The organism is Paenibacillus sp. FSL K6-4396 (assembly GCF_038002525.1).
GTDB classification, from domain to species: Bacteria; Bacillota; Bacilli; order Paenibacillales; family Paenibacillaceae; genus Paenibacillus; species Paenibacillus amylolyticus_B.
Genome location: NZ_JBBOCR010000001.1, coordinates 2,202,612 through 2,225,421 on the forward strand (window position 1 = coordinate 2,202,612; position 22,810 = coordinate 2,225,421).

A 22,810-nucleotide genomic window follows, 5' to 3' on the forward strand; every position below is an offset into this window, starting at 1 on the left:
TTTATATCTTTTGCAACGACTCTTGATCCATGGGTTTACTCCGACAGTATGTCGAATGGTCGCTTAAAATTCTGTGAGAAGGTTAATAGAACAAGAGCAGGCAAAATTCCATACGGGAGGGGAGGTACAGAATGACAAAACATATTACAGATTGTACGATTCTGAACAACGGAGTAACGATGCCATGGCTAGGATTTGGAACATATAAAGCAAAAGGTAAGGAAGTACAACAGGCGGTTGAGACCGCTTTGGAGGTTGGATATCGCAGTATTGATACCGCGTCCATCTATGGCAATGAAGAAGAAGTGGGACAAGCTATTGCAAGCAGTGGTGTTGCCCGTAACGAACTGTTTGTGACGACCAAGCTCTGGAACGAGGATCAGGGATTTGATTCAACGTTGAGAGCATTTGAAGCCAGTCAGAAGGCACTGGGACTGAATGTGATTGATCTTTACTTAATTCACTGGCCTGGCAGAGACCAGTATAAGGAGACGTGGAGAGCATTCGAACGTCTATATAGCGAAGGAAGCATCCGTGCGATTGGTGTGAGTAACTTTCAAGTTCACCATTTGCAAGATATCATAAATGAGGGTGGAACGGTGCCTGCGGTAAATCAGGTAGAGCTGCATCCGGGTCTGATCCAGCAGGAACTTCAGGATTTCTGCGGGGCCCAGGGAATTCAGCTGGAGGCATGGAGTCCTATTATGAAAGGCAAGCTTAACCAAGAGTCCACCCTCAAAGCGCTGGCCCAGAAATATGGGAAAACGCCAGCACAGATCATTCTGCGCTGGGACATTCAGAATCAGATTGTGACGATTCCGAAGTCCGTTACCCCGGAGCGTATTCGTGAGAATGCTGACATCTTTGACTTTGAATTGACACCGGATGAGTTGAGACAAATTGATGCACTGGATTCAGATAAGCGGACGGGTCCACATCCGGATCAACTGTTCTGGGATTAAGTGGGTGGCGCTAATTGAATACAAGTGTTTGATGAACTACTTGTGTTTGTTCCGGTTACGTAATCGTTCATCGTGGATTAAAAATGTAGTATAATCGGTCACGATAAGATACTACGTGTGCAGAACAATCTTTCGATCGCCGTTATCCCCGGATTTTTGAAAATTTCTATATTAAGGTAGAAATCCGGTGATAAATGCGAGCGCTCCGCTTCTCCAGCTTTGTTCTGCCCACTCCGTTTTCGTGAAAATTATAAATTCATCTTTAGGTGGGTAGGTAATTAAAATGCAGGTAAAAAAGCAGCAGGATCAGGGAGTATCCCCTGATCCTGCTGCTTTTTGTGTGTGAATTGGTTTAATTTTTTTTCGGAACTTCGCAGCCGTCATCTGTGCAGACGCCGCTGCCGTCAGCTTCGGTTGTATTGGACTCAACCATGGTGAACGGGGAACGCTCGTCCCAAGCTTTCTGAATAGCGTCCAGGAACACCTCGTCCGGCTGAGCGCCTGACACGGCGAACTTGCGGTCGAATACAAAGAACGGTACACCGCGGATGCCGAGTTGCTCGCCTTCTGCTTGGTCAGCACGGACATTGTCGGTAAATTTATCACTGGAGAGCACTGCCGTAGCTGCGTCACGATCGAGGCCTACTTCTTCTGCTAACTGAGCCAACACTTCAGTGTCGCCGGAGTGTTTACCTTCAATAAACACAGCTTGGAAGATCCGTTCACTCAGTTCAAGCGCTTTGCCTTGTGTATCCGCCCAGTGTGTCAATCGGTGAGCTGAGAAGGAGTTCGTAGGGATCATGGCATCGATATTGTATTCCAGTCCTGCCGTGCGAGCATTGGCATTCATCTGGGCATTCATACCTTTGGCCTGTTCCACGCTCATATTATATTTGTCAGCCAGATATTCCGAATTGGTTTTACCTGGGTTCAATGCAGCATTTGGATCAAGCTCAAAGCTTTTGAATTGCAGCTTCACTTCATCACGGTGTGGAAACTGTTCCAATACATTCTCCAAGCGGCGTTTGCCGATATAACAGAAAGGGCACAGAAAATCAGACCATATCTCAATATTCATTATGTTAAACCTCCATTATCCTTTTAGTTGAAACTAATATAGTTACAATTATAAAGCCACTTTCTATAATTCGCAAGGAGATTGCTATTTATCCCGATATGCCTTGGACCAATGATAAGGCTGGATCTCACTCAGTCTCTTGAAGACCAGTTGACCAGAAGGATCGTATACGGCAGCTTTGACTTCTTCGCCCCAGTAAAATAATCGTTCCTGGCATACACCGCAAGGTGTAAGGACCTTAAATTCTGAATGCTCGTCATCACGAGCGATACAGAGGGAGTGGGTGACACGTTCGTTCAATTTGTGGGCTTCCAGATAAGCTCCTGTTTCCATACATAGATGCGTGGCATCGTTGATGACCTCTGGAGCTACACTAATCAGCAGGGAGCCCGCTTCGGTATAGACGGCACTCGCACCGCCCCATCCCTGAGGATAACGTTGCTTCACAAATTTTGCGGCTGCATCGAACAATTTTTGTTCAATATTAAGTGGTTCAGTGTGTGATGTCATGTAATGAGAATTCCCCTTTTAAATCCAATTCAATTCATTTGGTTTATTTGTTGTGCCTGTCATTACGATTTTGCTCATTGCGATGTTGCTGTTGAACTGTCTTCCTCTCGAAAGCGCTGAATCAAATCATAGGTAATGACCGTGTCCGAGACATGCAATCGCTTGGTTGCTTCATCATGAGCGGGACGACAAGCGTTGATATCTGTTTTGTCACGTGTGGACAGGTCATAACAAGCGCCGCTCTCGTAGATATAATCATCCGATGGAATATAGAATACAGAACCATCCGAGAATGCGCCATTACGTAGCACTACCGTACGTGCAGACCCGTCATATACGTCGTTACCCATATGATAATAGGACTGGTCGGACACCCCGAGCAGATGCAGCACGGATGGCGTGATGTCCAGTTGTCCCGAAGGTTCGTCGAAGGTTCCAGCCGCTGCTCCATCCGGTAAATGCACCAGCAGGGGGACCTCGTTCATGATCTGGGCCATATCCAGTTCATTCAATGAGCGTCCCAGGAACTGCTCGTATTGTGATTGTTCCTTGATCGAGTTGTCGTGGTCCCCGTAGAACATAAATATGGTATTTTCCCATAATCCCCGATTTTTCAGATCCTCCACCATTTTGCCGAGCGCCGAATCCACGTAATGTACGGATTGCAGATAGTTACCAAACATGGTTCCCTGAAACTCGCCTACATCCAGTTGTTGTTTTTCTTTCGGCAATGCATACGGATGATGACTGCTGAGTGTAATGAGGAAGGAATAGAACGGTTCGGTCACCTCACTACTCATTTTCTCAACGGATTGGCGGAAAAAGGATTCATCAGACAGGGACCAGCCAAGCGGGTCATCCTGTACAAAATCATTTTTACTATAAAACTTGTCGTACTTCATGTTCTGATACATCGTATACCGATTCCAGAAGCCGCTCTCATAAGCGTGAAATACGTTGGTGCTGTACCCGTTGTCCTTCAGGATAGAAGGGAGGGAATCATACGTATGGTCTGCATACCGTACAAAGGCCGAACCAACCGGAAGTGGATGTAGGGAAATGTTTGCTCCAAAATCGGCATCAGACGTTCTGCCCTGACCTGTCTGGTGATAAAAGTGACTATAATACTGGCTTTCCTTCATCAGTTCATTAAAATGGGGTGTGATCTCCTGACCGCCAATGCTCTGGCCAATCATGAAGTTCATAAAAGCCTCACCCTGGACAATGATCACATTGCTGTCTTTATATTTGCCAAACAAGGCATCATTCTGTGGGGCAGCTCCTTGCCTTTCAGCGAAGAACGCTTTTGCTTGCTCAACATCAGCGGGTTCAGCCTCTGGCCCGGAACCGATGTGGTCTTTGGCATAGTTGTACAGATCATAACCGTGAAAAGCGAGCAGTCCAGTCACATTGTACATGGATACATTCCACCAGTTGTTATCGAACAGGCCTTTGGCCCATGTTTTGCTGTAAAAATAAATCGGGCCAACGGCGAGTCCCAGCCCTAGCACAAGGGCAATGCTGCCAGCCGTGAGACGGCGGCGCAACCGTGTCTTGCCATCGTTATGCGAATAACTCCCGTAACCAGTAACAGATGTACTGGAGCGCTTCGAACGGTAACGTCTGCTGAACAGTACGATAGCTGCGAACGGAATGACGACAAGCCAGTCCGCAAAGAACCAGAGATCACTTGTGTAGATCAATGTAGCGATGCTGTCCCCCAATGCGTCAACTTGTCTGGCCTGCAACAATACCGGAATGGTCAAGAAATCCTGGAAATAGCGATAATACACCATATCGGCGTAGATTAGTGCGGTAAGCAGCAGGTTAAGGACCGCGAGAGACACGATCATGCCTCTACGTGGCAGCAACCAGGTCCAGAAGGACAAGAGTAGTAAAGATCCAATGGCAATGACTTTATCCAGCAGTCCCATCGTAATGTTATAAGCGTGAAGATTGTGATGGAGCCACATGAGTTTGAGCAGCATGAGCACAAGAAAAATAAGATATAACGTTAATGGATGATATAGAAGCCCGCGTGGCATGGAGCTGCGCGTAGGCCGAGTGACAACCATATGTATGTCCCCCTTGCTTTTGTTGTTTTGTTATCGGAATGTAAAATAGGGCTCCATCCATTATAGCGTGGCCTCATGTGTTTTCAACTATGCCTCAGAAGAATTGATTTCTGCGGAAGTGAAGGTCGATGAAGGAGAATTCATATGACCAGAAAAGCGCACAAAAAAAGCGCCCCGGCCATGGGTGGCTGGAGCACTTTGTATTTGGAACAATTATGAAGATTGTGGTGTTTTATTTCGTGGAGGCAGTGGGCCCAAATACTGATAGTATTGGGTTTCAATGCGTCCGTTGAACAACTTGCGACGTTTGTCTGCCTTATGACCGAAATACTCCTCAAAAGCTTTGGTCGACGTGATTGCAAAAAAGGACCATGTTGGCATGTCGAGGTAACTGCGCCCTAATGAGCGGAGCAACTTCTGAACTTCTTTTTCTTCACTCAAACGTTCACCATATGGGGGATTGGTAATGATAACACCATATTCACCCTGTGGTCTTGCGCGATGCGCAGGCAGAACGCTGACTTCAATGTCTTTAGCAAAGCCTGCGCTCTTGATTGCAGCCTGAGCTACTTCAATCGCTTCCGGATCAATGTCGCTGCCCGAGATTTGTAACGGGATATCGTCACGTACAGCATCGAATGCTTCTTCACGCGCCTGTTCCCATAATTCTTCAGGAATGACAGCCCAGTCCTCAGAGTTGAAGGTCCGACGAAGTCCTGGTGCAATGTTCCAGCCGATCATAGCGGCTTCGATCAGCATTGTGCCTGATCCACAGCATGGGTCATAGAATGGACGGGATACATTCCAGCGGCTGAGCTGAATAAGAGCTGCAGCAAGTGTTTCTTTGAGTGGCGCTTCGGTAACGAGTTTACGATAACCCCGTTTATGAAGACCCGGTCCCGTTGTATCTAAAGTAAGCAGGGCGCGATCGTTCAGCAGAATGACCTCAATTACATAACGAGACCCGTCCTCTGGGAACCACTCTGTGTCATAAGTCAGTTTCAGTTTCTCTACGATTGCTTTTTTCACGATCCCTTGTGATGCAGGCACACTGCTTAACTGAGATTTTTGAGAGCGACCTTCTACAGGGAATTCGCCGTCGGCTGGAATCCACTCTTCCCATGGAAGTGCTTTGGTGCCTTCAAACAATTCGTCAAATGTAGTAGCAGGGAATTCACCCATTTTCACCAATACGCGGTCCGAACTTCTCAGCCACAGATTACAACGGCATATATCAATATAATCTCCTGTAAAGAAAACCCGGCCGTTGTCGATCGTAACATCTTCATACCCCAGTTGCTTCAGTTCCCGGGCAACAACAGCCTCGAGTCCCATCGCTGAGGTTGCAATCAATTGCAATTGAGCCATGTGATTCATTTCAACTCCATTTCAAGCTGGAGAAGGGAAATCCTTCTCTCTGCTGTATAGTAACGGTGCGGCCTTGCCGCTTTCCGTGAAAAAACTTACAATGAGAAATGCGGTGAACGTATGCATTCCTCTTTCGAGGTGATGCACCAGTCAACCGCCTGTGTTGATAACAAACATTTATTATAGAACATTGGCATCCATATGGAAAGCAGTCCAAGTGTCCAAGGAGGATTTTAGTGGTGAATCTGACCCCTGATGAATATGTAAATCAATTATTTCAAGAGGATGAGCTTTTGCTGAAAGTGAAAGAGGCTATCCGTTCGAACGGTATGCCGGAAGTTTCGGTGGCTGCGGCATACGGACGATTGCTCACGTTTCTAGCGAAGACCTCCAAAGCAGAAGCTGCGCTCGAAATCGGCGTGCTGGGCGGTTACAGTGGGATCTGCATTGCACGCGGATTGCGTGAGAATGGAACCCTGACTTCGCTGGAACTGAGAGAGGAATATGCGGCAATGGCGCGTGGTCATCTGGAAGAAGGCAGTTTTGGCGAAAGGGTAGAGTACCGCATTGGTCCGGCCGCAGATAGCCTGGAACAATTGGAGCAGGAGGGTCGCACATTCGATTTCTTCTTTATTGACGCAGATAAGGAGAATTATCCGGTATATCTTGACTATGCCATTAAGCTGGCCCGGCCAGGTGCGGTCATTGTAGGTGATAATTGTTTCCTGCGTGGTCGTACGCTGAATCCGGACAAGCAGGGACCGGCTGTGCTTGCTGTTCGTCGCTTCAATGAACAGATGGCGAGTGACCCGCGCCTGGTGACGACCATGTTGCCGGACTACGATGGGCTCGTACTTGCCTGGGTGAAGTGAAAGTGGATATTTCCTAAAGATAAAACTCCGATGGAACACGATCTCACGCTTTTATGTTTGTGAGGGGGATCGTGATTCTGTTCGGAGTTTCTAAAAACACACAAAGAAAGAGATGACAACATTTTGAAGGACAGAAAATGTGTCGTCTCTTTCTTTGTGTTTACAGATATCTTTGTAGTAGTTCTATTTATACTTCAGGTGTTCCGTACGTTTCGAACCATTTTTTGATGGTGTCAAAATCATCACTGAAGGACAAGCCCAGCATCAATAATACACGAGCTTGTTGTGGACTCAGGTTGTCGCCTGCAATGATACCTTTGCCGCCGCCATACACACTTCCTGAACCCGTCCGAGTGGTGGTCACAAAGATGACACCTTCTTCAATGGCTTTGGTACGAGCTTGTCCCATAGCTCTGGATATACCGCCAGCTCCGGTACCGGAAGTCACGATTCCTTTGGCACCGCTGCTCACGAATCCTTCAATGGCTCCGCCGCCAGCTTCTTGGTACGAGATCGCGATTTCTACTTTGGCCAGATCTGCCTTTGTGATTTTACTTAGATCAAATACGGGCTTTGCTGTGCCTTCAGGTTTCAACGCACGTGCAGGAGCGCGATAGATTCGAATGTTTTCTTCATCAATATATCCTACAGCGCCGAGCATCGGCGTTTCAAACGTATCTGTCCGATAATCATTTGTCTTGGTTACACCACGAGCAAGCTGGATTGTGTCATTCAACATGAGTACAGTGCCAAATGAAGTGGTACGACCACTGCCTGCAAGCTTGATTGCGTTGTACAGATTGGCTTGAGCGTCAGAACCGATGACAGTCCATGGACGCATGGAGCCTGTGATCACGACCGGTTTGTCACTCTGAACCGTCATATCGAGGAAATAAGCGATTTCCTCCATTGTATCTGTACCCGTGGTAACGACAACACTGTCATACGTTGCCAGAGCTTTGTCTACCGTCTGCGACAAGTCATAGAGGTCGGCCATGCTATAGGAACCTGAACCTGAATTTCCGAATTGGAGTGTGCTAACATCAGCAATCTTCTGTTTATCCGGTAAGGCGTCTACCATCTCTCCAATGGGAAGTGTACCTGCCTTATAATTCTGGAAGCTGGTGGCGTCCTCGGATTGACCGGCAATCGTTCCGCCAGTTCCGATCACCAATACATTAGGAAGTGCAGATTGCTTGGAAGAGTCTGGTATTGCAGGGATGGAAGTATTGCGAGCCGGAGTAGTAGTTGCTGTCTGAACAGCACCTGTTGTGCCTTTCACCTCTACCGTAGCTGCGTGCGCGGCGTAGGTTCCAATGGGGGACAACGAGATGGTCAATGCTGTTAAAGCTGCGGTACTCCATACGGCCCAGGGACGAAGATTGGATGTTTTACTCATGAATAGCACTCTCCTTCAAGTAAGTGTGATGTTAAGTTTGTTAAGAAGAATATGTATACCATTTCAGATTGATTGTATTTTATGTTAAGTAATATGACAAATAAAGATAATGATAGAGTAATCGGTTACATTCATAGATAATTAGAGTAAAGTGATTGTTTATAAGGGATTATGAAAGATTATTCATTTTAATTGAGAGAGAAAATATCTAAGTTTAGTAGTTTGGAAGAAGATGAATCCTTTTTGGTGTTAATTAAAATAACATGATGAGTCTTTTGTCCTGATAAAATGAAGCATTTTAATAAAAGAATGTCGAATTGGGACGCATATCAGAAGTAGGTAACAGAATAAGAGGATGATAGTAACGCATATTAGGTAATGGGGATCAATTACGGTCTAAAGAGTGGTTTCGTTATAGAGTTATGTTTATAATAGGGGTGATTAACATATGTAAATAAATATATAATATTGATTGGAGGAGAAACGATGAAACAGGCACCGAGAAAGTATGCAAATTACATTCCGATTCGGGAACTGGAGACTTTGGAAGAGAGGTTACTTCCCTTCAAGGTGTATGCAGAACTTCGTGATAACACTCCAGTCCGATATGATGAGCATCGAGAATGTTGGGATGTTTTCGGGTATGAAGATGTGAAGTACGTTCTGAAAAATCCCAAACTGTTCTCTTCTGCACGTGATCGTGCCAATACGAGCATGTTGACGACAGACCCTCCCAAACACAAACAGCTGCGTGATCTGGTGAACCAGGCGTTTACACCCAAGGCAATTGAAGCATTGGCTCCGCGTATTCAGGAAATCACAGATGAGTTAATTGCTCCACACCTGTCAGAAGGACATATGGAACTTATTGATGACCTTGCAACACCATTGCCCGTCATTGTCATTGCGGAATTGATCGGAGTCCCTGCGGCGGATCGTCAAAAGTTCAAAGACTGGTCTGATGTATTGGTGAAAGGCGCACGTGACGATAGTGAGCAGGCCTTCCAGGAGTTATTGGAGGAGAAAAAAAGAAATATGCAGGAGTTGCATATCTATTTCACTGGCATTATGGAAGAACGTCGGTTGCAGCCAGAGGATGATCTGATCTCATTACTGCTTGCTGCGGAGATTGATGGTCAGAAATTGACTGCAGATGAAGTGGTAGGCTTCTGTATTCTTCTACTTGCTGCCGGTAATGAAACAACAACCAACCTGATTACCAATGCGGTTCGTATCCTATCCGAACAACCTGAGCTACAACAGGAGTTGCGCGAACATCCTGAACGGATTACTTCTGCGATTGAAGAGACGCTGCGATATTATCCGCCAATTGTCGCGATTGGGCGGGTCGCCAAGGAAACTGTAGAGTTGAATGGTCAGACGATTCAAGCTGGAGAGCAGGTGATTTCCTGGGTTGGAGCTGCTAATCGGGACAGTGCCCAATTTGAACACCCGGAAGATTTCATCTCTGATCGCAAGCCGAACAGACATATGGGCTTTGGTTTTGGCATTCATTTTTGTTTGGGTGCACCACTCGCTCGATTGGAGGCAAGGGTAGTTCTTCATACATTGCTTCAGCACATGGGAAACATTCAACTTGTGCCGGGAACGGCTCTGGAACCGATACAAAGTGCTTTTGTATTTGGTGTGAAACATTATCCGATACAATTCAATCTAATAAATAAATGATGAATGGCGCATGAATGACAAAAGCCGCTCTCAGGCCAATTAGGCGCTGGAAGCGGCTTTTTCAAATGGAAAAGTAAGATGGACTAAAATGGATAGGGAATCAGGATTCCCGAATAGAAGCAGGTTTGTTATACAATTTGAATCGGACCCAAACCATATTAAGCAGCAGCAGTCCGCCAGAGACGATAAACAGACCTTCGATCCCGATGAATCCTGCCATAAAACCTCCAATGATCGCTCCAAGCATGTTGCCTAACGCAAGGGTACTCGTATTAAAACTGAATGCACGGCTGATCATGCTATCGGATGTATAGGAACGGATCAAGGCATTAACGCTCGGAAGCAGGCCACCCATGAATACACCCATCATGAAACGAACAACAATGAGCTGCCACACGGTCTGAACAAATGCCTGCGGAATAAGCATGAGTCCTGTTCCAATGAGTGAGAACGTAAGTACCTTGTGAGGACCAATCCGGTCACTCAGCTTCCCGAGAATCGGAGACATAGCCATATTGGATAGTCCCGTAACTGCACCGACCATTCCTGCCCAGAAGGCCACATTTACATCCGAAGCATGCAATTTTTGCACATACAGCGGCAAGAGTGACATGGGGCTGATCATTGCAAACTGCAACAGGAACGTCACAGCAAACAGTGCGGGCAGTTGAGGTGACTTGTTCAATTCCTTCAGACCGGACAATACGGATTGTGCCGGCAGTTTGGCTGCTTCTTGACGGTCAAACTTCTCTCTCACCAGGAACATGGCGAGCATGGAAGCAACAAAGATCAGTCCACCTGTAATGTAGAAAATGGGGCGGAAGCCTACCGCATCCGCTAACAAGCCACCAATGAGTGGACCCAGAATTGTGCCGGCAACCTGCCCGGACTGACTGATTCCCATAGCGAAACCCATGCGGTCTTTCGGCGTGGTACCCGATATCAGTGCAACAGCCGCAGGATTGAACCCGGAGATTGTACCGTTAAGCAAACGCAATAAGAGAAGCTGCCAGGGATTCTGTGCCAGACCCATAAGGGCAATTACGATGGCCATCCCGAATCCCGAACGAAGCAGCATAACTTTACGACCATACTTGTCCGATAACTTACCCCACAGCGGTTGAAACAAAAATGAGGTGAGGAAATTGGCTGCAAAAATAAATCCCGCCCAAATGCCAATTTCATGTTCGCCAACAACGCCAAGATCTCTTGCGAGATAAAGAGACAAAAATGGGGTAATCATGGTCATGCCCGAATTGACCAAAAATTGTCCGAACCAAAGCACAATGAGGTTTACTTTCCACGTTTTCAAAGTGCTTTCACTTCCTTTCAAAGATATTTCTGTAATTCTCAAAAAAACACCATTCTTTCATTATAACATAATTGGCATATGAGGGATGGGTGTAAGGAATGTCATAGTATTGTCACGTAGAACGCATCTGCATGTGGTTGTTACGGCTGTTTAAAAAGGGCATAATGGTAATTATGAGTCCAAAAACTATTGGAGGCTTCTTACATGAGCTATAATGATCGACTGATTCGGGCAAGTTTCAAACAACAGGTAGACCGTGTCCCGGTATGGTACATGCGTCAAGCTGGACGTTACGATCCTGAATATCGCAAAATTAAAGAAAAGTACTCCTTGCTAGAAATCTGCAAACAACCCGAGCTGGCGGCTGAAGTTACACTTATGCCGGTACGCAAACTTGGTGTAGATGCGGCTATTTTGTATTCCGATATTATGAATCCGGTTGCCTCTCTGGGCATTGATTTTGACATTGTAAAAAATATTGGTCCAGTTATTGATAATCCTATTCGGTCTGCTGCAGATGTGGATCGGCTACGTCCCATCGACGTAGAAGGAGATCTGTCACATATTCTGGAAACCATTCGAATTCTGGATAAGGAGCTTGATGTGCCTCTTATTACGTTTGCGGGCGCACCATTCACGATTGCGAGTTATCTGATTGAAGGCCGACCTTCGAAAGGTTATATCCGCACCAAAACGATGATGTACAGCGAGCCTGAGGTGTGGCACAAGCTGATGCAGAAGCTTGGTGATATGGTTATTACATATGTCCGTGCGCATATTGCGAATGGCGGTAAGGCATTTCAGTTGTTTGACAGCTGGGTTGGAGCACTTTCTCCCAAAGACTTCAGAACATATGTGTTGCCTACGATTACCCGTATCTTTACCGAATTATCGGATTTGAATGTACCGAAGATTTATTTCCCTGGTGTTGCATCCGGTGAGTTGTTGCCAGCACTGCATAATCTGCAAGCCGATGTGATTGGACTGGACTGGAGAGTATCCATTTCGGAAGGGCGTCAACGTCTTGGTGGCAAGTTTGCAGTACAGGGTAACCTGGACCCATATTTGCTGACTGCCCCAATGGAACTGATTAAAGAGCAAGCCAAAGTGATTATTGACGAAGGAATCAAGGAGCCGGGATATATTTTCAACCTCGGACACGGATTATTTCCTGAAGCATCGCTAGAGAAGCTCAGAGAACTAACGGCGTATATTCATGAATATTCTGCCGAAGCAATGAAGACTGGAGTGACGGTAACCAATGACTAATACTGTAGGTGTACTGGTGATGTCGTATGGCACACCAGAAAATATGGAGAGTGTTGAAGCGTATTACACACATATCCGCAGAGGACGTCCGCCTGAACCGGAGCAATTGAAGGAACTGACGGATCGTTATGAAGCGATTGTTGGCGGTGTGTTCCCCCTTCGGGAGAACACAGACAATCAGGTCAAGGCCCTTCAAGAGACATTAAACCGCGATGAGCGTGGCACTGATGTGGAATTCCGTTGTTATCAAGGACTGAAGCATGCTTATCCGTTTATTGAGGATGGCGTGGAGCAGATGGCGAAGGATGGAATTCAGACAGCGATTGGTATTGTACTGGCTCCTCACTTTTCCACGATGAGTGTAGGCAGTTATATCAAACGTGCGCGTGAAAAAGCAGAAGAGCTGGGCGTTCATATGTCCTTTATTGAGAGTTATCATCTGCATCCGAAGTTAATCCAGGCGTTGTCCACACGTGTCAGTGCCAAGTTGGATGCGTTCGAAGAAGCTGGAGCAAAACGCGGAGATGTGAAGGTGTTGTTTAGTGCGCACAGTCTGCCGGCACGTATTGTGGAGATGGGTGATCCATACCCGCAACAATTGCTGGAAACTTCGGAAGTGATTGCCTCACGTGTAGGCATAACCAATTGGCAATTTACGTGGCAGAGTGCCGGACGAACAGCTGAGCCTTGGCTTGGACCGGATATTCTGGATACGTTACAGGAGCTTTCTCGTGAACAGGTAGAGGATGTACTTGTGGCACCAATCGGGTTTGTCTCGGATCATCTCGAAGTACTCTATGATCTCGATATTGAGGCCAAATCGATTGCCAAAGAAATTGATATGCGCCTGATGCGTATTGATTCTCTCAATAGCGATCCTCTATACATGGAGACATTAAGCGACGTTATTATAAGCCAATGGCAGCAAGGGTCGGATGAGTAATGGGTGATAAGAAACGCCGTGTTGTTGTCGTCGGCGGTGGCCTTACCGGCCTCAGCGCGGCATTTTATATCCGCAAGCATTACCGGGAAGCGGGCGTTGAACCCGTGATTACTTTGGTTGAGAAAAGTTCGTCCATGGGAGGCATGATTGAGACACTGCACCGGGATGGATTTGTGATTGAAAAAGGGCCCGATTCCTTCCTGGCTCGCAAAACAGCAATGATTGATCTTGCCAAAGAATTGGAGATCGATCATGAGCTGGTCAGTCAGAATCCGGAGTCGAAGAAAACGTATATCATGCAACGTGGCAAGCTTCATCCTATGCCAGCAGGACTTGTTCTCGGTATCCCGACAGAACTAAGACCATTCCTGAGAAGTGGTCTGGTCTCTCCGGCAGGCAAACTGCGGGCGTTGATGGATTTTGTCATCCCGCCACGTCGTACAACAGAGGATGAATCGCTCGGTTATATGATTGAACGTCGTCTTGGAGCAGAAGTGCTGGAGAACTTGACGGAACCACTGCTCGCAGGAATCTATGCAGGTGATATGCGGCGATTGAGCCTCCAGGCTACCTTCCCGCAGTTCGGCGAAGTAGAGCGCGATTACGGCAGCTTGATTCGGGGCATGATGACTGGCCGGAAACCGGCTGAGACGCATACCGGAACCAAACGGAGCGCTTTTCTGAACTTTCGTCAGGGACTGCAGAGTCTTGTTCATGCACTCGTCCATGAGTTGCAGGATGTGGATCAACGTCTGAACACCGCGGTGAAGTCACTGCAACGTCTTGATGGCACGCAGACCAGATATCATGTTGAGCTGGAAAATGGTGAAATGCTTGAAGCGGATGATGTAGTGGTTACTGTGCCGACATATGTCGCGTCAGATCTGTTGAAGCCTCATGTGGATACAGCGGCACTGGATGCGATTAACTATGTATCTGTGGCCAATGTAGTGCTCGCTTTTGAGAAAAAAGAGGTGGAGCATGTATTCGACGGATCGGGTTTCCTCGTTCCGCGGAAAGAGGGTCGGAATATTACGGCTTGTACGTGGACATCGACCAAATGGCTGCATACCAGCCCGGACGATAAAGTACTGCTCCGCTGTTATGTCGGTCGCTCGGGTGACGAACAGAACGTAGAGCTTCCAGACGAAGCGTTGACGGATCTGGTTCTCAAAGATTTGAGAGAGACGATGGGTATCGAAGCGGTGCCGATCTTCTCCGAGATTACAAGGCTTCGTAAATCCATGCCTCAGTATCCGGTGGGACACCTCCAACATATTGCTTCCCTGCGTGAGGAACTTGGCAGCAAGTTACCGGGTGTGTACATTGCAGGTGCAGGTTATGAGGGCGTAGGCTTGCCGGATTGCATCAAACAAGCGAAGGAAATGTCTATTTTGGCAACACAGGCGCTTGTAGCAGATTAAGTACAGCAAGAGAGCTGTCTCACCGTAGAATTATCTACTGGAGAGATGGCTTTTTTCATATGAAGATCTAGAAGCTAAGCGAGTTAATCCCCTTTCAATCGATGCAGTTCCAAGGAAAGATGGAAATCCAGAATATGCCTGATATAATGGTATGTATGGCTGTGAAGAAGAGGAGTTGCTTATGTATCCCCCAAGATCAGATCGAAGTGTAGAGAGAAAAAAAAGAAAGCGCACCCGTGATAGAATCATCTGGACAATTAATCTTTTATTGATCATGACAATTGGTCTGGTGGGCATTTTTTATGTGATTAACACACGTCAGCAACAGGCAGACCAGCCGGTGAAGCAGCAAATTGTTGATCAGGATCAGCCTTCCATTGGAGACGATGCCAAAGGCGGGGATCAAGTAAGTTCTCCAGACTCGGAGGAGTCTGATGAGACTCCGGAAGAAGACGCCGAAGCAACGAATGAAGAAACAACAGCAGATGCAGGTGAGCCATCTGGCGTAGCGACCCCAGACACTTCAGGCAATACCAATAGTGAGAAATCAGAATCCGGAACGAAAAAACCTGCGGCAACTTCGACTCCGTCCGGCACCAAGGGAAATGCAGGTGCGGATAAGGAAACAGGGGCATCGAAACCTACCAATTCAGCGAAGGATGTCACGATTAACTTTGTTGGCGATATTCAATTCTCGGGCAAAGTTGCTGAATTGCTGGATAAGAACGGTTATGACTATCCCTTTGTCAAACTCGGCAGATTATTCAAGGATGATGATCTTACCATCGGCAACTTGGAGACTCCGATAACCCAAGGTGGTACTGGTGCAGCTGACAAAACGTATGTATACAAATCTTCGCCCAAAGCATTGGCGGCAATGGCCTCTGCGGGTTTTGATGCTGTCAATTTGGCTAACAATCATATTCTGGATCAGGGTGTAGAGGGTTTGGTAGATACGTTAACCTATCTCAAGGAATATGGCATAGCTCACACTGGGGCCGGTATGAACAGGGATGAAGCCTATGCACCAGCGTATCTGGAACGCAAAGGCATGAAGATTGCATTGCTTGGGTTCTCCCGAGTTGTACCGGAAACGAGTTGGAAGGCTGAGGGCAATCGGGCTGGCGTGGCTGAAGCCTATGATTCCACAGGAGCGGTCAAAGCGATCCAGGAGGCCCGTAAGAAGGCTGATCTGGTAATCGTGGTTGCTCACTGGGGCGAGGAACGTGTAAGTACTCCGAACAGTGACCAGACCCGATTGGCTCATGAGTTTGTCGATGCCGGCGCAGATCTGGTCATAGGTGGTCATCCTCATGTGTTGCAAGGGTTGGAGTATTATAAGGGGAAATGGATTGCATACAGTACGGGGAATTTCATTTTCTCCAGATCAACAACCGAAGAGACATGGAAAACGGCGGTATTTCAGGCACGCTGTAGTGCTGATGCAGCTTGCAGCATGAAAGTCATCCCTTATGAGGCCGGGCTTGGTCAGGCCATTCCAATGATTGATGAGGCAAACAAACTGCTGCTGCAACAGATGGCAAAGCTCTCGCCAGGCATTCGATATGATGGAAATGGAGTCGCTTCGCCAAATTAATAACCTTTTTGAGGAGGGAATCGAATGAACAACCTTTGTGTAGCGCACCGTGGATTTTCTTCTATTGCACCAGAGAATACGATGGCTGCGTTTCTAATGGCCATGGAACGGCCTGAAGTTCAGTGGATGGAGCTGGATGTGCAGTTGTCGCGTGATGGTGTGCCAGTAATCATTCATGATTTTACAGTGGATCGCACCACGAATGGAAAGGGTCTGGTTCGGGAAACCGATTGGGCAGATCTGCAACGTTTGGATGCCGGAGCATGGAAAAACAAGTCTTACAAAGGCGAACGCATTCCGGCGCTAAGTGAATTGTTAGATCGCTCGTGCGGCAGAGTACGTTTGAACATTGAACTGAAAACGCAGGGAGACATGTACCCGGGTCTGCCTGCGGCTGTTATACATGAAGTGAGAAAAAGACATATGCAAAATGATGTTGTAATCACCTCATTTGAACCAGCCGCTCTGATCGAAGTGAAGAAACTTGCACCGGAGATCCAGACGGGGCTGATTATCGATGCACGACCAGGTGATCTGTTAACTGCCCTGCAGCAGATGAATTGTACATTTCTCTCGATTGGATACACCAATGTAGACAAATCCTTAATGAACGATATGCGGAGTGCAGGCATTCGGGTGATGGCTTGGACAGTAGATGACAAGACCATTATGAAGAAACTGGCCGCAGTTGATCCAGAACTCATGTTATGTACGAACCGTCCTGACGTATGGGAGCTGGCATTTCAGGAGACGAGCAGCCGATTCTTCAGACCGTAATTACCCTAAATGCACTATTGAATCCAATAAAGGTGGTAATATACCCATGTTGACTAACATTCGCAACGTATACTGTGTAGGACGCAATTATAAACTTCATGCGGAAGAATTGGGCAACGCGGTTCCGGATGAACCAATGATCTTTATGAAACCTTCTCATGCAGTCGTGCCCCTGAGTGGTGAAACGCTTGAATTGCCTGCTACCAAGGGTGAAGTTCACTATGAAGCTGAGCTTGTCGTGCAGATCGGCCGGGGTTATGAGCCAGGTATGGCGGTAGATGAGCTGGTGGATGCGTATGCGTTTGGTATTGATTTTACGTTACGTGACGTACAGTCCGTGATTAAGAAAAAGGGCCACCCTTGGACAGCGGCCAAAGGATTCAAAAATTCGGCTCCGGTTACTGCATTTCAGGCGTTCCCGGGGGCGGCAGCTTTACTTGAGAAAGACTTTACATTGACCAAAAATGGTGAGGAAGTCCAGCGTGGTAACATTCGTAACATGATCTTCAGTTTACAAGATATTGTGGATTATGTAGGTCACCATTACGGCCTGGGGCCGGGCGATGTCATTTTTACAGGAACACCGGAAGGTGTTGGACCAACTCAAGCAGGAGATGTGCTCGAACTGGCATGGGACGGCGAATCCTTGGGTACATGCACGATTGGGGCAGCGCAGTAAGGATTACACATCATACCTGCTTGAGAAGAATAGGGTACAAGAAAGGGGCGTGCATACGCTCCTTTTTGCTGTGTTATCGCGGATATATGGTCTATACCTTCATCGTACGGATACGCTACTAAGTTACGCCAAGCTGTATGTTGTATTTGCGCTCTGTGTGACCAACTCTTCCAGTTCGGTTTGTTGTGCAGCATGTTGCTCCGAGCTGATACTTCCATTTGCGAGTCGCTCATCCAACTGCTCCCTGAGCTGCCTTACTTGTATAGCAATGACCTCATCCAAATTCCCGTTGTTTTCTTCCGTAATCGTCCTCAGTGATTTGCCGTTATACAGCTCCTGATACAGATGCTCTTCTGAAGGCTGATTCAGAGCGCTGAGTAGCTCGTCACTGCTTCCCTCATGAGTATCCAGGTCAACGATGGACCATTTAGCAGTAGGTATGGGGGAGATGGCGGATTGGCCCCATGCTGTTCCAGCGAAGGACATGGTGACAATCATTGTGCCTATAATAATGACTCTTTTCATGTTCATATGGATAATCCTCATTTCTGTAGTTGAGTACGAACTGAATCGTAGCTTGTCGTTGATGTAGTTGTAGATGTTTCGATCTGAGAATAGTGTAAACGGGAAACCTGAAGTGAAACTTAAAACAGGATAAGTAATTTAGCCCGACAGAGAACGACCGTAAAAGAAGATCACTAATATAATTCGCACTTGACAGGTTGGGTTAGTTGGTTATATGATGATCTCAATTATTTTAATACTTATTAAATGAACAGTGAACTAATTTGAATTGAAAAATAAATCGAGCTGATTGGACCACCAAAGGCTCCCGGGACTACTCCACTATGGAATGTCCGCGGGGGCCTTTTTTTGTTCGCTGTTGAAGTTTCAAACGATCAAGGAGGTTATGGAATGAGTGATAGGGACTGGGAAGCGTTGGAGCGGACGGATTGGTTATTTCGCAAAATGGTCAGACGATTCGTCAAGGAGCGGGATCGCATCTCTGTAGAAGGCATCAGCCTGCCGGGTATGCTTATCCTGCACAAGATCATTCGTGAGGGAGAACAGCGGCTTGGAGATCTGGCAGAACAGTTGGACTTCACATCGGGTGCCATTACAGCTCTGACCGATAAGTTGGAGAAAAAGGGACTCACCATCCGCAGACGAAAGGAAGACGACCGCCGGACGGTTTTGCTGGACATCACATCCAGCGGGCGGGAGATGTATGCGAGAAACAGCAATATCGGTGCCCGATGTATCACGCTTCTGTTTGAGGGGTTTACGAGTGAGGAACTGGAGCAGCAAAGTCGATTCTACGAGCGGGTAGTAGCGAATCTGGAGGGATTCTCGGACACGGTGCTGGAATTGGCGGAGAACAACGGGATACAAGAACATGATCGGTCCTCCACAATTAACCTTGAGCAGAAGCAGCGGGACAATACCGGGAAGAGTAACTATCTCAGTTATTGAGGTTGGGTCACAGTAACGACATTTGATATACCACAAACATTCTAGGGGAGAGATGGTCAATGGGACACTCAACAATATATCCAACTGGAGCGACGTTATACAATCCGGACAAAGCTTGGGGCGGTTATACCGTTTATCAGGCAGGTGAGGAAGGCGTAGTGTTGATCGATATGAATGGCAAGGAGGTTCACCTGTGGAAAGGATTATTAGGTTTTCCGGCCAAAATATTACCTGGCGGCTACGTGCTGGGCAGTACAGGTCGGAGAGATCCGAAGTTCGGTATTCAGGATAATGTCGATCTGGTTCAGGTGGATTGGGACGGCAACATTGTATGGAAATACAATAGCTACGAACACATCGAAGATCCGGGGTATGAGCCACTATGGTATGCCCGCCAGCATCATGATTATCAGCGTGAGGGTAATCCGGTAGGTTATTATGCACCTGGGCTTGCACCGAAGACGAAGAGTGGTAAAACACTTATCCTGGCTCACAAAAATGTGAGTAACCCGCAAATTTCAGATAAGCCATTGCTTGATGACGCCATTATTGAAGTGGATTGGGAGGGGAAGGTACTTTGGGAATGGCTGCCTAACGAGCACTTTGAAGAATTAGGTTTTGATGAAGCGGCTCGAAATGTTCTGTTCCGTGATCCGAATACACGTTCTTTCGGTCATTTGGGTGGTGGTGTGGGTGACTGGTTACATATTAATTCTGCTTCTTATGTTGGACCCAACCGCTTCTATGAAGACGGAGACGAACGGTTCCACCCCGACAATATTATCTGGGATGCAAGAGAGGCCAATATAATCGCTATTACAGACAGGCAGAGCGGAAAAATCGTATGGAGACTGGGCCCCGACTATACTTCAACTGAAGCGAAGCACATTGGCACAATTATCGGGCAGCATCATGCACATATCATTCCTCAGGGCCTTCCTGGAGAAGGGAACTTGCTTGTATTCGACAATGGCGGCTGGGCAGGTTACGGCCTTCCGAATCCGGCTTCCCCATTTGGATTAAAACATGCGATTCGGGATCACTCTCGTGTGCTGGAGATTAACCCGGTCACTCTGGAGATTGTCTGGCAGTATACCTCGGCAGAAGCAGGTTTCTCGGTTCCGACGGATTCTTATAAATTTTATAGCCCATACATCAGTTCCGCCCAGCGTTTACCTAACGGCAACACCTTGATAACCGAAGGTTCCAATGGCAGATTGTTCGAAGTGACAGCGGAGCATGAGCTGGTCTGGGAGTATGTCTCCCCGTACACGGATGGGCGGAATACCAATATGGTCTATCGCTCGTATCGAGTTCCTTATCAGTGGGTTCCACAGTTGGAGAAACCGCAGGAAGTTGCCATCGAAGCCATTGATGTCTCCACCTACAGGGTACCGGGAGCAGCACCCAAAGGTTCTGCATCCATCGTGAGCGTAGAGACAACTCTTCCATTTGTGGAGGGTGCAGCCTGTGTGGCAACGTCGGATGAAGGCAAGTCGGGTGGTTAAGCGTCAAGAATCATGACTAGATCGAATGGGGTGTATATTGTGAGAGTACCATCCATAATTACCGGCGTATTGATATTATTCCTGGCTACGGCACTCATATTATCCGGATGCAGTTCAAACGCAGCAGGATCTGGAGCAAAAGACGCTACCGGCAAGAATACCGATAATGTAAAAATTCGAATTGCAGATACAAGTACGAACCCAACGTTCAGGGTAGCCATTGCAAAAGGTTTTTTTGAAAACCGGGGCATAGATGCAGAGAGTATTACGTTTGGCTCACCGGCTGAAGGTGTAAATGCACTATTTATCAAACAGGTTGATATTGCGTACGGGGCGGACTTCCCTGTATTGAATGCTCTGGCTAAAGGGGAATATTCAGTCATCGCTTCTGCAGGCCAGACTACGGATGAAGCGGCAGCCGCCTGGAAGCTGTATGCAAGGGATGATATTCAGAGTGGAGCAGATTTGAAAGGCAAGAAAGTGAGTTTCATTCGAGGCACATTTATTCCATATCTATGGGATGAATATTTGAAAGATCAGGGGGTGGCGCTGAGTGATGTGACGCAAATTGGTCAGGGGGCTTTTGATGAAGCCTACATCGCACTGAAACAGGGAGACCTTGATGCCGCTTGGGTCATAGGTTCCGCGTTAACCGATAAATTCGATGCACTCGAAGGAGTACATCAGCTGACGGATATGTCTCAGACGCCTATACGCCTTGGTATGGGACTGGTATCAAGTAATGAATTCATCCAGGCAAACCCTGAAAAGATAAGTGACTTCCTTGCTGCGCTGGATGAAGCATCCACGTATGCCCAAGCGCATCCTGAAGAGGTTGCCGATCTGATGTATCAAGAGACCAAACAGCCTAAAGATGCCACGTTGAAAGATCTTCCGATCAATCCATGGGAAGTTGGATTTACGCAGGCTGCTTATGATAGTTTGGCGGGTCAGAAGCAATATATGGTGGACATTGGAATCATCGAACAGGATTTTGATCTCGACACCAAACTCAATCTGACTTCTCTCCAGCAGGCGTTTCCGAAAAAAGTGACATATAGTAAATAATTCTTATTGAAATGGGAGGTGTCCGTTATGTCCTTACCTGCAACTCAGCATACCATTCATATTGAACAGCTTCGGAAAACGTATCATGCCCCGACCAATGGGGATGTACATTATATCATTAAGGATGTCGATCTGGTTATCAAGGGAGGGGAGTTCTTTGTCCTGCTTGGTCCCAGTGGGTGCGGGAAGTCAACGCTGCTGAATATGATCGCGGGTTTCATCTCCAAGTCAGGTGGACAGCTCAAGGTGGACAACAAGGAGATCGACAGACCGGGCAGGGATCGGGCAATGGTATTCCAGCAGGCGGATTCTTCTCTCTTTCCATGGCTAACTGTGAGGGAAAATGTTGAATTCGGACTTCGAATGTCCAAGGTCCCTAAGACACAACGACGTGAGATCTCTGATCGATACATCCAGCTTGTGGGACTGAGTGCTCATGAGGGGAAATTTCCGAAAGAGCTCTCGGGTGGCATGAAGCAGCGGGTTCAATTGGCTCGGGTACTTGCGAATGACTCGGCGATCTTGCTGATGGATGAGCCATTCGGTGCGCTGGACGCGATGACACGGCGGACGATGCAGAAGGAACTGGTGAATATTTGGAAAGAAACTCATAAGACCGTTATCTTTGTCACCCACGATATTCAGGAGGCGTTATTGCTTGGTGAGCGCATAGGCATTATGTCCGTAGGTCCGTCTTCGAATATAACGGATATTTACCACAATACGTTACCTTACCCGAGGAACATCGCCTCGTCTGAGTTCAACACCCTGTATGACCGAATTCAAGGCCACTTTGAAGAATAACTG

The 22,810-nt window shown here is 47.2% G+C and carries 20 protein-coding genes; 13 read left to right on the top strand and 7 right to left on the bottom strand.

Annotated features, from left to right (window positions below; genetic code table 11):
* The first annotated feature begins 131 nt into the window (after positions 1-131).
* The gene (locus MHB85_RS10030; RefSeq protein ID WP_091017566.1) at positions 132-962 is read left to right on the top strand and encodes an aldo/keto reductase; all 831 of its coding nucleotides are present in this window, start codon (positions 132-134) and stop codon (positions 960-962) included.
* 352 nt (positions 963-1,314) lie between these two features.
* Here the strand turns inward: MHB85_RS10030 and MHB85_RS10035 are convergent, their stop codons facing one another.
* The 4 genes from MHB85_RS10035 to MHB85_RS10050 all read right to left on the bottom strand — a co-directional run bounded on the left by MHB85_RS10035 (position 1,315) and on the right by MHB85_RS10050 (position 5,993).
* Positions 1,315-2,040 carry a DsbA family oxidoreductase gene (locus MHB85_RS10035; RefSeq protein ID WP_341072871.1) on the bottom strand — a complete coding sequence of 242 codons (726 nt, stop codon included), beginning with the start codon at positions 2,038-2,040 and terminating at the stop codon, positions 1,315-1,317.
* A gap of 84 nt (positions 2,041-2,124) precedes the next feature.
* Positions 2,125-2,550, bottom strand: coding sequence for a cytidine deaminase (locus MHB85_RS10040; protein WP_341072873.1), 426 nt, complete (start codon positions 2,548-2,550; stop codon positions 2,125-2,127).
* 74 nt (positions 2,551-2,624) lie between these two features.
* The gene (locus tag MHB85_RS10045) at positions 2,625-4,625 is read right to left on the bottom strand and encodes an LTA synthase family protein (protein ID WP_341072875.1); all 2,001 of its coding nucleotides are present in this window, start codon (positions 4,623-4,625) and stop codon (positions 2,625-2,627) included.
* A 213-nt stretch (positions 4,626-4,838) separates the two neighbouring features.
* Complete coding sequence (locus tag MHB85_RS10050) at positions 4,839-5,993, bottom strand: THUMP domain-containing class I SAM-dependent RNA methyltransferase (protein WP_091017560.1); 1,155 nt, start codon at positions 5,991-5,993, stop codon at positions 4,839-4,841.
* A 239-nt stretch (positions 5,994-6,232) separates the two neighbouring features.
* On the opposite strand from MHB85_RS10050, the gene MHB85_RS10055 reads away from it, so the two are divergent.
* Positions 6,233-6,865: an O-methyltransferase gene (locus MHB85_RS10055; protein ID WP_341072877.1), complete on the top strand. Its 633-nt coding sequence runs from the start codon at positions 6,233-6,235 to the stop codon at positions 6,863-6,865.
* Between the two features lie 187 nt (positions 6,866-7,052).
* Here MHB85_RS10055 and MHB85_RS10060 read toward each other — a convergent pair whose 3' ends face one another.
* A complete protein-coding gene (locus tag MHB85_RS10060) occupies positions 7,053-8,264 on the bottom strand; it encodes an asparaginase (protein ID WP_289391907.1) in 1,212 nt (403 codons plus the stop codon).
* A 486-nt stretch (positions 8,265-8,750) separates the two neighbouring features.
* Between MHB85_RS10060 and MHB85_RS10065 the strand changes: the two genes are divergently transcribed.
* On the top strand, positions 8,751-9,953 hold the full coding sequence (locus MHB85_RS10065; RefSeq protein ID WP_091017556.1) for a cytochrome P450: 1,203 nt from the start codon (positions 8,751-8,753) through the stop codon (positions 9,951-9,953).
* A gap of 100 nt (positions 9,954-10,053) precedes the next feature.
* On the opposite strand, the gene MHB85_RS10070 is transcribed toward MHB85_RS10065, so the two are convergent.
* Entirely contained in the window at positions 10,054-11,265 is a 1,212-nt protein-coding gene (locus tag MHB85_RS10070) for an MFS transporter (protein WP_091017554.1), read from the bottom strand.
* A gap of 204 nt (positions 11,266-11,469) precedes the next feature.
* Here MHB85_RS10070 and hemE point away from each other — a divergent pair, with 204 nt between their 5' ends.
* From hemE to MHB85_RS10100, 6 genes are all read left to right on the top strand, one after another.
* On the top strand, positions 11,470-12,534 hold the full coding sequence (hemE, locus tag MHB85_RS10075; protein ID WP_074094433.1) for a uroporphyrinogen decarboxylase: 1,065 nt from the start codon (positions 11,470-11,472) through the stop codon (positions 12,532-12,534).
* The gene (gene hemH, locus MHB85_RS10080; RefSeq protein WP_036609705.1) at positions 12,527-13,477 is read left to right on the top strand and encodes a ferrochelatase; all 951 of its coding nucleotides are present in this window, start codon (positions 12,527-12,529) and stop codon (positions 13,475-13,477) included. The genes hemE and hemH overlap by 8 nt, the downstream gene beginning before the upstream one ends.
* The gene (gene hemY / locus MHB85_RS10085) at positions 13,477-14,901 is read left to right on the top strand and encodes a protoporphyrinogen oxidase (RefSeq protein ID WP_091017551.1); all 1,425 of its coding nucleotides are present in this window, start codon (positions 13,477-13,479) and stop codon (positions 14,899-14,901) included. Before hemH ends, hemY begins: the two co-directional genes overlap by 1 nt.
* 181 nt (positions 14,902-15,082) lie before the next feature.
* Positions 15,083-16,498: a CapA family protein gene (locus MHB85_RS10090; RefSeq protein ID WP_091017549.1), complete on the top strand. Its 1,416-nt coding sequence runs from the start codon at positions 15,083-15,085 to the stop codon at positions 16,496-16,498.
* Positions 16,499-16,522: 24 nt separating this feature from the next.
* Positions 16,523-17,275: a glycerophosphodiester phosphodiesterase gene (locus tag MHB85_RS10095; protein WP_091017547.1), complete on the top strand. Its 753-nt coding sequence runs from the start codon at positions 16,523-16,525 to the stop codon at positions 17,273-17,275.
* A gap of 46 nt (positions 17,276-17,321) precedes the next feature.
* On the top strand, positions 17,322-17,954 hold the full coding sequence (locus MHB85_RS10100; RefSeq protein WP_105598105.1) for a fumarylacetoacetate hydrolase family protein: 633 nt from the start codon (positions 17,322-17,324) through the stop codon (positions 17,952-17,954).
* Positions 17,955-18,077: 123 nt separating this feature from the next.
* Here MHB85_RS10100 and MHB85_RS10105 read toward each other — a convergent pair whose 3' ends face one another.
* Complete coding sequence (locus MHB85_RS10105) at positions 18,078-18,485, bottom strand: hypothetical protein (protein WP_105598106.1); 408 nt, start codon at positions 18,483-18,485, stop codon at positions 18,078-18,080.
* Between the two features lie 384 nt (positions 18,486-18,869).
* On the opposite strand from MHB85_RS10105, the gene MHB85_RS10110 reads away from it, so the two are divergent.
* From MHB85_RS10110 to MHB85_RS10125, 4 genes are read left to right on the top strand one after another with little or no spacing between them, the layout of a single operon-like run.
* The gene (locus tag MHB85_RS10110) at positions 18,870-19,427 is read left to right on the top strand and encodes a MarR family winged helix-turn-helix transcriptional regulator (RefSeq protein ID WP_105598107.1); all 558 of its coding nucleotides are present in this window, start codon (positions 18,870-18,872) and stop codon (positions 19,425-19,427) included.
* Between the two features lie 59 nt (positions 19,428-19,486).
* Entirely contained in the window at positions 19,487-20,935 is a 1,449-nt protein-coding gene (locus MHB85_RS10115; RefSeq protein ID WP_105598108.1) for an aryl-sulfate sulfotransferase, read from the top strand.
* Between the two features lie 12 nt (positions 20,936-20,947).
* Positions 20,948-22,003: an ABC transporter substrate-binding protein gene (locus MHB85_RS10120; RefSeq protein WP_105598109.1), complete on the top strand. Its 1,056-nt coding sequence runs from the start codon at positions 20,948-20,950 to the stop codon at positions 22,001-22,003.
* Between the two features lie 27 nt (positions 22,004-22,030).
* Positions 22,031-22,807, top strand: coding sequence for an ABC transporter ATP-binding protein (locus tag MHB85_RS10125; RefSeq protein ID WP_074094443.1), 777 nt, complete (start codon positions 22,031-22,033; stop codon positions 22,805-22,807).
* Positions 22,808-22,810 lie beyond the last annotated feature (3 nt).

Bases quoted from the DNA above. Each gene is read 5' to 3' on its own strand.
- MHB85_RS10105 (WP_105598106.1), bottom strand. From the start codon at position 18,485: ATGAACATGAAAAGAGTCATTATTATAGGCACAATGATTGTCACCATG.
- MHB85_RS10095 (WP_091017547.1), top strand. From the start codon at position 16,523: ATGAACAACCTTTGTGTAGCGCACCGTGGATTTTCTTCTATTGCACCA.
- MHB85_RS10100 (WP_105598105.1), top strand. From the start codon at position 17,322: ATGTTGACTAACATTCGCAACGTATACTGTGTAGGACGCAATTATAAA.
- hemE (WP_074094433.1), top strand. From the start codon at position 11,470: ATGAGCTATAATGATCGACTGATTCGGGCAAGTTTCAAACAACAGGTA.
- MHB85_RS10115 (WP_105598108.1), top strand. From the start codon at position 19,487: ATGGGACACTCAACAATATATCCAACTGGAGCGACGTTATACAATCCG.
- MHB85_RS10035 (WP_341072871.1), bottom strand. From the start codon at position 2,040: ATGAATATTGAGATATGGTCTGATTTTCTGTGCCCTTTCTGTTATATC.
- MHB85_RS10045 (WP_341072875.1), bottom strand. From the start codon at position 4,625: ATGGTTGTCACTCGGCCTACGCGCAGCTCCATGCCACGCGGGCTTCTA.
- MHB85_RS10030 (WP_091017566.1), top strand. From the start codon at position 132: ATGACAAAACATATTACAGATTGTACGATTCTGAACAACGGAGTAACG.
- MHB85_RS10060 (WP_289391907.1), bottom strand. From the start codon at position 8,264: ATGAGTAAAACATCCAATCTTCGTCCCTGGGCCGTATGGAGTACCGCA.
- MHB85_RS10065 (WP_091017556.1), top strand. From the start codon at position 8,751: ATGAAACAGGCACCGAGAAAGTATGCAAATTACATTCCGATTCGGGAA.
- MHB85_RS10110 (WP_105598107.1), top strand. From the start codon at position 18,870: ATGAGTGATAGGGACTGGGAAGCGTTGGAGCGGACGGATTGGTTATTT.
- MHB85_RS10050 (WP_091017560.1), bottom strand. From the start codon at position 5,993: ATGGCTCAATTGCAATTGATTGCAACCTCAGCGATGGGACTCGAGGCT.
- hemH (WP_036609705.1), top strand. From the start codon at position 12,527: ATGACTAATACTGTAGGTGTACTGGTGATGTCGTATGGCACACCAGAA.
- MHB85_RS10120 (WP_105598109.1), top strand. From the start codon at position 20,948: ATGACTAGATCGAATGGGGTGTATATTGTGAGAGTACCATCCATAATT.
- MHB85_RS10090 (WP_091017549.1), top strand. From the start codon at position 15,083: ATGTATCCCCCAAGATCAGATCGAAGTGTAGAGAGAAAAAAAAGAAAG.
- hemY (WP_091017551.1), top strand. From the start codon at position 13,477: ATGGGTGATAAGAAACGCCGTGTTGTTGTCGTCGGCGGTGGCCTTACC.
- MHB85_RS10125 (WP_074094443.1), top strand. From the start codon at position 22,031: ATGTCCTTACCTGCAACTCAGCATACCATTCATATTGAACAGCTTCGG.
- MHB85_RS10040 (WP_341072873.1), bottom strand. From the start codon at position 2,550: ATGACATCACACACTGAACCACTTAATATTGAACAAAAATTGTTCGAT.